This is a genomic window from Actinoplanes sp. NPDC051405, assembly GCF_055586185.1.
Window position 1 is genome coordinate 406,048 of the sequence record NZ_JBVJIR010000006.1, and the last position, 12,096, is coordinate 418,143.

The 12,096-nt window shown below is 70.9% G+C and carries 8 protein-coding genes and 2 pseudogenes; 5 read left to right on the forward strand and 5 right to left on the reverse strand.

Going from position 1 to position 12,096, the window contains the following annotated elements; genetic code table 11:
- Window positions 1-36 precede the first annotated feature (36 nt).
- The 5 genes and pseudogenes from ACZ6S4_RS16450 to ACZ6S4_RS16470 all read right to left on the reverse strand — a co-directional run bounded on the left by ACZ6S4_RS16450 (window position 37) and on the right by ACZ6S4_RS16470 (window position 6,131).
- Window positions 37-1,126: pseudogene (locus tag ACZ6S4_RS16450) on the reverse strand (acyltransferase family protein).
- Between the two features lie 88 nt (window positions 1,127-1,214).
- A complete protein-coding gene (locus ACZ6S4_RS16455; RefSeq protein WP_465475737.1) occupies window positions 1,215-2,945 on the reverse strand; it encodes a sensor histidine kinase in 1,731 nt (576 codons plus the stop codon).
- A complete protein-coding gene (locus ACZ6S4_RS16460) occupies window positions 2,942-3,634 on the reverse strand; it encodes a response regulator (protein WP_465475738.1) in 693 nt (230 codons plus the stop codon). The genes ACZ6S4_RS16455 and ACZ6S4_RS16460 overlap by 4 nt, the downstream gene beginning before the upstream one ends.
- A 155-nt stretch (window positions 3,635-3,789) precedes the next feature.
- Window positions 3,790-5,808: an alpha-1,4-glucan--maltose-1-phosphate maltosyltransferase gene (locus ACZ6S4_RS16465; RefSeq protein WP_465475739.1), complete on the reverse strand. Its 2,019-nt coding sequence runs from the start codon at window positions 5,806-5,808 to the stop codon at window positions 3,790-3,792.
- Between the two features lie 98 nt (window positions 5,809-5,906).
- Window positions 5,907-6,131: a hypothetical protein gene (locus tag ACZ6S4_RS16470; RefSeq protein ID WP_465475740.1), complete on the reverse strand. Its 225-nt coding sequence runs from the start codon at window positions 6,129-6,131 to the stop codon at window positions 5,907-5,909.
- Window positions 6,132-6,484: 353 nt separating this feature from the next.
- On the opposite strand from ACZ6S4_RS16470, the pseudogene ACZ6S4_RS16475 reads away from it, so the two are divergent.
- The 5 genes and pseudogenes from ACZ6S4_RS16475 to ACZ6S4_RS16495 all read left to right on the forward strand — a co-directional run.
- A pseudogene (locus ACZ6S4_RS16475) lies at window positions 6,485-8,037 on the forward strand (phosphocholine-specific phospholipase C); the annotation flags it as partial.
- 84 nt (window positions 8,038-8,121) lie between these two features.
- Window positions 8,122-8,406, forward strand: coding sequence for a phospholipase domain-containing protein (locus ACZ6S4_RS16480; RefSeq protein ID WP_465475757.1), 285 nt, complete (start codon window positions 8,122-8,124; stop codon window positions 8,404-8,406).
- Between the two features lie 14 nt (window positions 8,407-8,420).
- The gene (locus ACZ6S4_RS16485) at window positions 8,421-9,059 is read left to right on the forward strand and encodes a CPBP family glutamic-type intramembrane protease (RefSeq protein WP_465475741.1); all 639 of its coding nucleotides are present in this window, start codon (window positions 8,421-8,423) and stop codon (window positions 9,057-9,059) included.
- Between the two features lie 140 nt (window positions 9,060-9,199).
- On the forward strand, window positions 9,200-10,447 hold the full coding sequence (locus ACZ6S4_RS16490; protein WP_465475742.1) for an endonuclease/exonuclease/phosphatase family protein: 1,248 nt from the start codon (window positions 9,200-9,202) through the stop codon (window positions 10,445-10,447).
- A 36-nt stretch (window positions 10,448-10,483) separates the two neighbouring features.
- Complete coding sequence (locus tag ACZ6S4_RS16495; RefSeq protein WP_465475743.1) at window positions 10,484-11,938, forward strand: alkaline phosphatase PhoX; 1,455 nt, start codon at window positions 10,484-10,486, stop codon at window positions 11,936-11,938.
- Window positions 11,939-12,096 lie beyond the last annotated feature (158 nt).

A 12,096-nucleotide genomic window follows, 5' to 3' on the forward strand; every position in this document is an offset into this window, starting at 1 on the left:
GCGGTCGATCGCCGGCTGGACGTGGCGGTGAGGGCGTTACCGAAGCTGTAGCGGAACTGCTTCGCCGTCAGGCGCCTCACCCGCGGCGCTCGACGGGCCGTCACCCGTGGGCCCGTCCGACGCCCCCGCCGTCCTCTCCCGGCACGCTGATCCGCAGGCCCAGCGTGCCGCCCGGCGAGCCGGTCCATCGGCCATCGACACGCCGGCCGGGCGCACCGCACCGGTGGCGATCAGGCGGCGCAGCGCCGGGCCGAGCGGACGTTCGACCAGGCGGTGGACCAGCCAGGCGGCGACGAGCAGCACCAGGATGGCGCCGGCGACGAGCAGCGGCACCGGGAGACCGGTGCGGTCGTAGGCGTACCGGATCATCGTGTAGCCGATGCGCGGATGCAGCAGATAGAACGGGTAGGACACGGCCCCGGCCACGGCCAGCCAGCGCCAGCTCCAGCGGTCGGTGTGCCCGAGCGCGATCACCAGCAGCACCGCGAACCCGAGCGTGATGATCAGCAGCCCCGGCCCGACGGGCACCGCGAAGCCGGGGTTCGCGGACAGCACGCGCTCCCGCACGCGGACCAGGCTGATCACCCACGACGCGGCGAGCAGCAACCCCAGCGGGAGGGTCATCCCGTGCCGGCGGATCAGATGGAACGTCATGCCGGCCACGAAGTACGGCGCGAACTGCGGCATGACCAGCTCCGCGAGCGGCACCCCGGCCGGTACGACGACGGAGGCGGCCAGCCAGCCGACGCCCAGCGCGAGCACCCGGCCACGGGTGAGGCCCAGCGCGATCACGACCGTGAACAGCAGGTAGAAGCGCAACTCGTACCAGAGCGTCCACGCACGCCCAGAACGCCGGGTAGAGCCGGCCGGCCCGGGAGGCGAGGAAGGCGCGCGGGCTGCGGTCCCAGCCGTTCATGCAGATGACGAAGCCGCTGATCATGAAGAACACCTCCACGCCGAGGTTGCCGTAGATCAGCACCGAGTTCACCGCCTGCGGCAGATGCGTGCTGGTCGGCTGTACGCCGTCCACCGACCAGGCCATGCCGAGGTGATGGGCGGCCACCACCAGCGCGCACAGCAGCCGCAGCCCGTCCAGGGCCAGCAGGCGTTCCTTCGTCGCAGCCATGATCGGCCAACTCCTGTCTGTTTCTGCGTGGGGTCCATCGCCGCGGGTGGCGGAGCCACCGACGGTGCGGAAGGGAGAAAACGGTGGGTCAGTCCCGGGCGGGCAGGCGGATGGTGAAGGTGCTGCCGTGGCCGGCGCGGCTGGTCGCGGTGACGGTGCCGCCGTGCGCGCCGACGAGGTCGCGGACGATGGCCAGGCCGAGGCCGCTGCCGCCGGTGTGCCGGCTGCGGGACCGGTCCGCGCGCCAGAAGCGGGTGAAGACGTGCGGCAGATCGTCCTCGCTGATCCCGTCGCCGGCGTCCACGACCTCGATCACCAGATCGTCGCCGTCGAGACGGGAGCGGACGGTCACGGTGGCGCCCGGCGGGGAGTGCCGGACCGCGTTGGAGAGCAGGTTGCCGACGGCCTGGCGCATCCGGAGCGGGTCGAGCGTCACCTCGGGATCGCCGACCGGTTCGGTCACGATCGTGACGTCCCCGGAGCGGCTGCGGTGCACGGCGGCGACCTGGTCCAGCAGCTCGTTGACGTAGACCAGCTCCGGGTGCAGGCGCAGCCGCCCGGCGTCGGCCGCGGCGAGGTCGCGCAGGTCGTCGATGATGTGCTGGAGCACGTCGGCCTCGTCGGCGAGCAGATCCAGCAGCTCGGGGCCGGGGTCCGCCACACCGTCCCGGGCGGCCTGCAGCCAGGCACGGATGTTGGTCAGCGGCGTGCCGAGCTCGTGCGCGATGTCGTTGACCATGGCCTGCCGCTGCCGTTCCCCGGCCTCCCGGCGCTCGGTCAGGTCGTTGAACGCGGCGGTGAGCCGGCCGATCTCGTCCCGGCCCCGGATCGGCAGGCGGGCCACGCCCTGCTCCGCGGCGCGGGTGAGCGCGCGCAGCGGCCGGGACATCCGCACGCCGACCAGCAGCGTGATCGCGACGGCAACCGCCAGCACCAGCGCCGAGACGCCGGCGATCCGCATCGTGCTGGCCCGGGAGAGGTCGAAGACCGGGCCGGTCACCGATGCCGCCTCGTGGATGTAGAGGATCGCGCGCGGGGCCACGTACGGCCGGAGCTGCATCCGGAGGGCATCATCGATGCAGGTCCGCGTGTTCGACCCCGCAGGGGCCCCGGTCCAGGTGAAGCCGAGCAGCACGGTGACCGTGCCGTCTCCCAGGCAGGCGTTGGTGAGCGCGGTCAGCTCGTCCAGCGCCCGCTGCTCGGTGGCGGTGGGGACGTCGGCACCGGACTCGCGCGCGCAGGCGGCCAGCTGAGCGTCCGATGCGCCTTCCGAGTTCAGCGTCGGCCGGCCGCCGGTCTCACGGGAGACCCATGCGTCGAGGCCCTTGCCGAGCAGGCACGACTCTGCCGCCAGCACGCGCGCGGAGACGGTCGTCAATTCGGCCTCGGTGAGCCGGTAAGGACCGACCACGCGCCAGTCGACACCGCGGCCGGCCGGCTCGGGCGAGAGGTAGCCCTCGAGGTAGAGCGGGTCGATCAGCGCCGACCGCCGGGCCGGCAGGACCGTCGACGTCTCCGAGCTGTCCAGGAACTCGCCGTCCGGATCGTACAGCGAGATCGGCCGGCCGGTCCGCGCGGCGAGTTCGACGAGCAGCGGCCGCACCCCGGACCAGTCGGTGTGCGTCGCGGCGTAGGCGATCACCTCGTCGTAGATCATCTCCTCGTCGTAGGAGGGCCCGTAGCCCTGCGTCTGCACGATCGCGCGCGTGGTGCTCTGCGCCGCGAGCCACGCGGTGGCCGTCACGGCGCACAGCATGACCACCAGCGAGAGGGTCAGCAGCCGCGCGACCAGGCTGCGGTGCAGCGGGACGCGCGTCACCGCGACCCGTCCGTGAACTTGTAGCCGACGCCGTAGACGGTCAGCAGATAGGCCGGGCGGCGCGGATTCGGCTCGATCTTGCGGCGCAGCCTCATGACGTGCATGTCGACGGTACGGTCGGTGGCCGCGGCCTCGAAGCCACGGGCCTGCTCCAGCAGCTGTGCGCGGGTGAACACCCGGTCCGGAGCGGCGGCCATCGCGGCCAGGATCTCGAACTCACCGGGCGTACAGTCCACCCGGCGCCCGCCGCTGGTCACGTGCCGGCCCCGGACGTCGACCACGACCTCACCGACCCGCAGCGCGGCATCCGGCTCGGCCGGCGCCCACTGGGTGCGGCGCAGCATCGTGCGGACCCGCGCCATCAACTCCCGCGGGTTGTAGGGCTTGATCAGGTAGTCGTCCGCACCCACGTCCAGTCCGCGCAGCAGGTCGTCCTCGTCGCGCCGGGCGGTCAGCATCAGCACCGGCACGTTGCTCTCCCGGCGCAGCACCCGGCAGACCTCGACCCCGTTCAGCTGCGGCATCATCACGTCCAGGATGAGCAGGTCCGGCGGGGTCAGCCGAACCTGCTCGATCGCATCCCGGCCGCCGTGCACGACCGAGGCGCGATACCCGCTCGCCTCCAGGTACCGCCGGACCACCTCGGCCTGCCGGGCGTCATCCTCAGCGACCAGCACATGAGCACGCACAGCAGCGACTATAGGCAGCCCGGACCCGGCAGCAGCCGATCATGACAATGCCGATACAACCGGCCTACGCCCAGGTCAGCATGCACGCGGACACCGTTGACGCGCTGCTGAGTTCCTCTGACGTGGCCGAGTGGCTCGATCTTGGAATGCTCGCCTCAGCGGTCGATCGCCGGCTGGACATGCACGATGTGGACCGGCTCGGTGTCGGGGCCGAGACGGACGAACGCGTGCTCGGTCCAGTTCCAGTGCTCTCCGGTGATCAGGTCGTGCGCGACGAATCCCGCATCCCAGTCGAGTCCGAGGTCCGGCATGGTCAGGTGGATCCAGGAGTCACGGGTGCTGCTCGGGTCCAGGTTCGCCACGACGATGATGACATCGTCGCGGTCGTAGACCCGGTGGGCCTTGGAGAAGACCAGGATGTTGTCGTCGTCGGCCCGGTGGAACCGGAGATTGCGGAGCCGGTGCAGGGCCGGATGCGCCCGGCGGATCTCGTTGATGCGGGTGAGGTACGGCGCCAGGGACTGCCCCTCGCGCGGTCCGCCGGGTTCGTAGTCCTCCCACCGGCGGTTCTTGTACTCGTACTTCTCGTTGTCGATCTGCTCCTCGGCGCCGGGCCGGGCCTGGTTCTCGAGCAGCTCGTAGCCGGCGTAGATGCCGTAGCTGGGCACGAGCGTGGCGGCGAGGGCGGCCCGCATCTTCCAGGTGGCGGGGCCGCCGTGCTGCATGAACGGCGTGAGGATGTCGTGCGTGGTGGGCCAGAAGTTGGGGCGCATGTAGGCCGCCGCGGTACCGGCGAGTTCGGTGCAGTACTCCTCGAGCTCCGCCCGGGTGTGCCGCCAGGCGTAGTACGTGTAGGACTGCTGGAAGCCCGCCTTGGCGAGATTGTGCATCATCGGCGGGCGGGTGAAGGCCTCGGCCAGCCAGATGATGTGCGGGTGGTCCGCGGCGACATCGGCGATCAGGCGCTCCCAGAACGCCAGCGGCTTGGTGTGCGGGTTGTCGACCCGGAAAATCGTCACGCCGTGGTCGATCCAGAGCTGCACCACCCGGCGGATCTCGGCGTAGAGCCCCTCCGGATCGTTGTCGAAGTTGAGCGGGTAGATGTCCTGATACTTCTTCGGCGGATTCTCCGCGTACGCGATGGAGCCGTCGGCCCGGGTCGTGAACCATTGCGGGTGGGCGCTGACCCACGGGTGGTCCGGCGCGCAGTTCACCGCGAGATCCAGGGCGACCTCCAGGCCGAGGCGGCGGGCCTCGGCGATGAAGGCGTCGAAGTCGTCGAAGGTGCCCAGGTCCGGGTGGATCGTGTCGTGGCCGCCGTCGGACGATCCGATCGCGTACGGCGAGCCCGGGTCGCCCTCCGCGGCCCGCAGCGCGTTGTTCGCGCCCTTGCGGTTGATCCGGCCGATCGGATGGATCGGCGTCAGGTAGACCACATCGAAGCCCATGCCGGCGATGGCGGTCAGCCGCCGCGCCGCGGTGCGGAACGTCCCACTGGTCCAGCGGCCGGTGTTCTGGTCGAAGGCGGCACCCTCCGATCGCGGGAAGATCTCGTACCACGCGCCGTACAGGGCCCGGTCCCGCTCGACCGACCACGGATGGTCCCGGCCGGGCGACAGGAAGTCGCGCAGTGGCCGTTCTTCGAGCTCGCGCCGGACAGCGGTGGCGAGGCCCGCGGCCAGCCTCGCCTCGGGCGCCGACCGGTCGTCCCGCAGACCGGTGATCGCTGACCGCAGTACGGCCGCCTGCTGCACCGAGCGGTCCACCTCGGCCAGGGCGCGTTCCAGCACCCGCGCGCCTTCCTCGAGCATCAGCTCGACGTCGACCTTCGCCCCGACCTTGATGACGGCATCGTGGAGCCAGGTGCCGTACGGATCGGACCAGCCCTCGACCCGGTACGACCAGCGACCCGGCCGGTCCGCGCTGACGGCGGCCGACCAGGAGTCGAGGCCGGCGTTGACCCGTACCATGGGCCTGCGCTCCTCCCGACCGGCCGGATCGGTGAGCACGACGGTGGCGTTGACCGCGTCGTGGCCCTCGCGGAAGACGGTCGCGGTGACCTCGAACTCCTCGCCCACGACCGACTTGACCGGCCGGTCGCCGCCATCCACGACCGGCGCCACGTCCACGACCGGGATGCGCAGGTGCCGGGGAGCCGTGGTGGATCTCGTCATGGTCAGTCACGCTAGCGGAGCTCCGGCCCTCGCCGGCTGGTGCAGACAGGGCGTATTCACTGAGCGTTCATCTATCCGGCCCGGCGCGGGCAGACCGTTCAGGCGGCCGAGGCCATCCCGACGTGCCGGAGCCGGTGGGTGGCGACTCCCGCGGCGGTGAGCCGGCCGGCGATCGTCGTCGAGGAGTTGTCGAGGAAGACGGCGACCTGGTGGTCGACGGCGTCCTCGGCCCCGAGGACGCCCCGAGGGCGCAGGACCAGACTGCCGTCGGCACTGATCTCCGTATCGACCACCGCGTCGGCCATCATGGAGCCTTCCGTCACCCGATCTTCTCCGGGCAGCCAGAGTAGAACGCCAGCGGACCAGCGGTCGACCATCCGATGAAGAATTCACCCCATCACGGTCCGGTCACGTCAGTTGTCATCTGCGCCTCAGCGGCCGGACATCGACGGCCATCCGGAGTCCATGTCGCGTCGATAGCTTGCCGGTTGCGGGTTGCTGCGTAGCGCCTGAAGGAAGGATCGCCATGGGTGCCGTCGACCGTCGCACGTTTCTTCAGCTGGCCGGTCTGCCGGCCGCCGCGGCAGCCCTGCCGCTGGACCTCAGCAAGGCGCTGGCCATCCCGGCCGACATCCGCACGGGCACCATCGCCGACGTCGAACACGTCATCATCCTGATGCAGGAGAACCGCTCGTTCGATCACTACTTCGGCTCATTGCGCGGCGTACGAGGCTTCGCCGACCCGCATCCGATGCGGATGCCGTCCGGCCGCAGCGTCTGGCACCAGCCGAACGGGCCCGGCGCCGATGTCCTGCCGTTCCGGCCCGACGTGCCGAACCTCGGCCAGAGCTACCTGCCCGACCCGCCGCACGGCTGGACCGACGGGCACGCCGCCTGGAACGACGGCCGGTACGACCGGTGGGTGCCCAGCAAGGGCGTCACGACGATGACCTACCACACTCGCAAGGACCTGCCGTACCAGTACGCGCTGGCGGACGCCTTCACCGTCTGCGACAACTACCACTGCTCGCTGATGGGGCCGACGGACCCGAACCGGTACCACATGTGGACCGGCTGGGTCGGCAACGACGGCTCCGGCGGCGGGCCGGTGATCAACAACGCCGAGGCCGGCTACGACTGGTCCACCTACCCGAACGCCTGGAGCGGGCCGGCGTGTCCTGGAAGGTGTACCAGGACGTCGGGACCGGCCTGAACGCCGCGGGCTCGTGGGGCTGGACGCAGGACCCGTACATCGGCAACTACGGCGACAACTCACTGCTGTACTTCCACCGCTACCAGAACGCCGCCCCCGGTTCGCCGCTGGCCGACCGAGCCAAGACCGGTACCAACATCAACGCGCTGGGCCGCGACCCGCTGGCGCTGCTCACCGACTTCCGCGCGGACGTCAACACCGGTCGGCTGCCCTCGGTGTCCTACATCGTCGCCCCGGAGGCGTACACCGAGCATCCGAACTGGGAGCCCTCCTACGGCGCCTGGTACGCCTCCCAGGTCATCGACATCCTCGCCGCGCACCCCGAGGTGTGGAGCAGAATGGCGCTGTTCATCACCTACGACGAGGACGGCGGATTCTTCGACCACCTCGTACCGCCCACTCCCCCGCAGTCACCGGCGCAGGGCGCGTCCACCGTGGCGACCACCCACGAGATCTATCCGGGCGACCCCGCGAACGCCGCCGGACCGTACGGGCTGGGCGTCCGCGTACCCATGATCGTCGTTTCCCCGTGGTCGCGGGGCGGCTGGGTCAACTCCCAGCTGTTCGACCACACGTCGTTGATCCGGTTCCTGGAGGCGCGCTTCGCCGACGGACGTCCCGACCTGATCGAGTCCAACATCACCCCGTGGCGCCGGGCCGTGGCCGGCGACCTGACCAGCGCCTTCGACTTCCGGACGCCCAACCGCGGCCGTCCCGTCCGGCTCCCGGACACCGATGACTTCAAGCCCGCGGACCTGGTCCGGCACCCCGACGAGGTGCCGGTCCCACCGAAGGACGGGCGGCTGCCCCGCCAGGAGAGAGGGGTACGCCCGGCGCGCGCGCTGCCGTACACCCTGCACGCGGACGGCGCCGTCGCGGGCCAGGCGCTGACCGTCACGTTCCGCAACACCGGCGAGGCGACCGCGGTCTTCCTGGCCTGCTCGACCGCGTCCGGCGAGCAGCCGCGCACGTACACGGTGGAGCCGGGCAAGTCCGTCTCCGGCAGCTGGGCGGCAGCCCGGAGCCACGACGTCTCGGTGCACGGTCCTAACGGCTTCTGCCGCACCTTCGTGGGCAGTGCGCAGGCACCGGCCGTGGCCATGACCACCGAGTACGACCCGCGCGCCGAGAAGGTCACGCTCATCTTCAGGAACGCGGGACCGGAACGGGTTCAGCTGACCATCCGCGACGGATACACCGGCCGGCAGACCACGGTCCCGGTGCGTGGCGGACAGGCGACGAGCAGATCATGGGGCGTCGCGCGTACCCGTGGCTGGTACGACCTCACCGTGACCGCCGGGAAGGACCTGCATCGGCGCTACGCCGGGCACCTCGAGAACGGCCGGGACAGCATCAGCGATCCGGCGATGGGCGGACTCGTCTAGGGGGCGTCTGCACGATGACGAGCCGTTCACGATGGCCGGCCCTGGAGTACCTCGCCGTGTTCTTCGGGGTGGTCGGCGTCTACATCGCCGCCCGGCTGCCCGGCGGCCCGATACCACCACTGATGCTGGCCGCGGGCGCGGTCGTCTTGTATCTGCGGCGGCAGAACACGTTCGACACGCGTGATCTGCTCCGGGCCGGCGCTGTGCGACCGGCGCTGCCGGGCATCCTGCTGACCTGGGCGCCGGCGTCTCTGCTGCTGGTCCTCGGCGTGGCGGTGCTCACTCCGGAGCGCTTGTTCGACATGCCCCGCCAGCACACCGCGCTGTGGGCAGCGATCATCATCGGCTACCCGATCGTGTCCGTGTACCCGCAGGAACTGCTGTTCCGGGCCTTCCTGCTGCACCGGTACGCGGGCGTCTTCGGCACCGGCCGGCCGGCCGCAGCCGCGAGCGCAGTGGCGTTCGGCTTCGCCCACCTGTTGTTCGGCAATGTCCTGGCGGTGGTTCTGACGCTCGCCGGAGGGTGGCTGTTCGCCCGCCGCTATCAGCAGACCCGTTCACTGCTGACGGTGTGCGTCGAGCACGCCCTCTACGGGTGCACCCTGTTCACGATCGGGCTCGGAGACGCGTTTTACCACGGGGTGCAACGCTGAACGCCTCGGCGGCCGGCGGTGCTCATCGGCGCGGCGCGCATGAGCAGTGGGCGACGGGACGGGTGTGGGCAGCTGAACTGTCGGCGACAGTGCGCGATCGGCATTGCCGGGGTGGTCGGATGTCCGGTACCGAAGGGGTCATGAAGCAACTTCTCATGGCGGCCGTGCTCGGCGCGGCTCTGCTCGGCGGGTCACCGGCCCAGGCGACCAGCCGGGACGACAGCGTGCGGTTCGCCACGTACAACCTCTCGCTCAACCGGCCCACCCAGGGTCTGTTGCGCGAGCAGCTCGCGGATCCGGGTGTCGACGACGTCTACCGGCGGCAGGCCCGCAATGTCGCCGAAGTGATCCAGCGCAGCCGGCCGGACGTGGTGCTGATCAACGAGTTCGACCACGACCCGGTGGCGGCGCGCCTGTTCGCCGAAAACTTCCTCGCCGTGTCGCAGAACGGGGCACCGGCGCAGCGCTACCCGTACCGCTACGTCGCGCCGTCGAACACCGGAGTTTCGTCCGGCCTCGACCTCAACAACAACGGCGTCGTGGACACCACGCCCGGCGATCAGGCGTACGGCGACGACTCATACGGTTTCGGGCTCTTTCCCGGTCAGTACGGCATGGTGGTCTACTCGAAGTACCCGATCGACGTCCGTGGTGTGCGGACGTTCCAGTTGTTCAAGTGGCGGGACATGCCGGGCAACGCCATGCCGGTGGACTTCTATTCGGCGCGGGAACAGGCGGCCCTGCGGCTGTCCTCCAAGAGTCACTGGGACGTGCCGATCAAGGTGCGCGGCCGGACAGTGCATTTCCTGGTTTCGCACCCGACGCCGCCGACCTTCGACGGGCCGGAGGACCGCAACGGGCGGCGCAACCATGACGAGATCCGGTTCTGGGCCGACTACGTCACGCCGCGGGCGTCGTCCTACATCTACGACGACAAGGGCCGCCGGGGCGGGCTCAAGCCGGGACAGAACTTCGTGATCGCCGGCGACCAGAACGCTGACCCGTACGACGGTGACTCCTACCGGAGCGCGATCCGGCAGCTGACCCAGCACCCGCTGATCGATGCCCGGACGTTTCCGTCCAGTGCCGGCGCGGTGGAGGCCTCCACCCTGCAGGGCGGCGCGAACCTGACCCACCGCGGTGATCCTCGGTTCGACACGGCCGACTTCGCCGACACCGCGCCGGGCAACCTGCACGCCGACTACGTGCTGCCCCGGGCCGGCAACCGGATCGTCCGATCGGGAGTGTTCTGGCCGGTCCGGGCTGATCCGCTGTTCCGGCTGACCGGCGTCTTCGACCCGCAGTGGTCGCCCGTCAACGGTTTCCCGACCTCCGACCACCGGCTCGTCTGGACGGACCTGGTCCTGCCCCGGCGCCCGCAGCACTGACCCGATCGTCCTACTCCTGTGGAGGAGCTACACCTCGTGCCATCGTCTCGCCGTACCTTTCTGACCGGCAGCGCCGCCGCCGGCGTCGGTCTCGCCGTCACCGGCTCCGTCCCGTCCCTGGCTCAGGCCCACCCGGGCCGGCCGCACCGGCCCGCCGGCAGCGGCCGCGTGCCTTTCCCGCCGCTCGTCGACGACCCGGCCGGCGTCCTGGCTCTGCCGGAGGGCTTCAGCTACACCGTGGTCACCCGGGCCGGGGTCACCCGGCTGGACCGCGGCCAGGGTGTCACCCCGGCCGACCACGACGGCATGGCCGCCTTCGACGCCGGCCGTGGCCGCTACACCCTGATCCAGAATCACGAGATCGACCCCGGCGCCGAGTTCGGCGTGCCGCACATCAAGGGCACCGTCTACGACCCGGGCGCGGTCGATGCCGGCGGCTGCACGGTGATCACGACCGACCGCGCCGGGCGTAACCTGGGCGAGTTCGTCGCCATCTCCGGCACCGTTTCCAACTGCGCCGGCGGCCCGACCCTCTGGGGGACGTGGCTCACCTGCGAGGAGACCGACGACCGCGCCGGGGACAAGTGGACCGAGGGCGACCGCACCGGCGTCTTCCAGCGCGACCACGGCTACGTCTTCGAGGTCTGGGGCGACGGCACCGCCGACCCCCGGCCGATCCGATGCCTGGGCCGCTACGCCCACGAGGCCCTGGCGATCGACCGGGACCGCACCCACATCTATCTGTCCGAGGACGCCGACGGACCCAACGGTCTCTTCTACCGGTGGACCACACCCCACGGCCTCAAGGTCGGTCCGCGGGTGCTCACCCGGCTGGCCCCGGACGCCGGTGTCCTCGCCGCGATGCAGATCATCATGGACGACGGTTCGGTGCTGCCCGACGTGGCCTACCTGACCTCGGCCCAGCTGGGCCGCCCGTTCCCCGTGCGGTGGATCGAAGTGCCCGACCGGGACGCCAAGACCACACCGGTACGCGAGCAGTTCACCGACGGCCAGGTCACGCGCGGACGCAAGTTCGAGGGCGTGTGGGGCACCGACGAGGGCGTGTACGTCGTCAACTCCTACGCGTGGGAGGACGGCGATCTCCCGGCGGACGCGGCCCCGCACGACGGCATGGTGTGGTTCTACAACTACCGCGACCAGACCATCCAGCTGGTGACGTACTTCCCGCACCAGGCCACCGCCGAGGAAGGGGCCCCGGCGAAGTACACCGATCTGACCTTCGACGGCCCTGACAACGTGACCGTGACGCCGTGGGGAAGCCTGGTGCTGGCCGAGGACGGCGCCGGCGCGTCCCATGTCCTCGGCGCGTTCCCGGGTGGACCGGTCTACGCCATCGCCCGCAACCAGCTCAACGACTCCGAATTCTGCGGGCCGACGTTCACCGACGACGGCAAGGTGCTCTTCGTCAACATGCAGGACCCGGGCCTCACCCTGGCCATCACCGGCCCGTGGCAGAAGTACCTCGGCTGAGCCGAGCCACCGAGCGGGGGGGGGGGGGGGGGGGGGGGGGGGGGGGGGGGGGGGGGGGGGGGGGGGGGGGGGGGGGGGGGGGGGGGGGGGGGAGGGGGGGGGGGTGGGGGAGGGGGGGGAGGGGGGGGGGGAGGGTGTGGAGCTGGGTGTACGCGTTC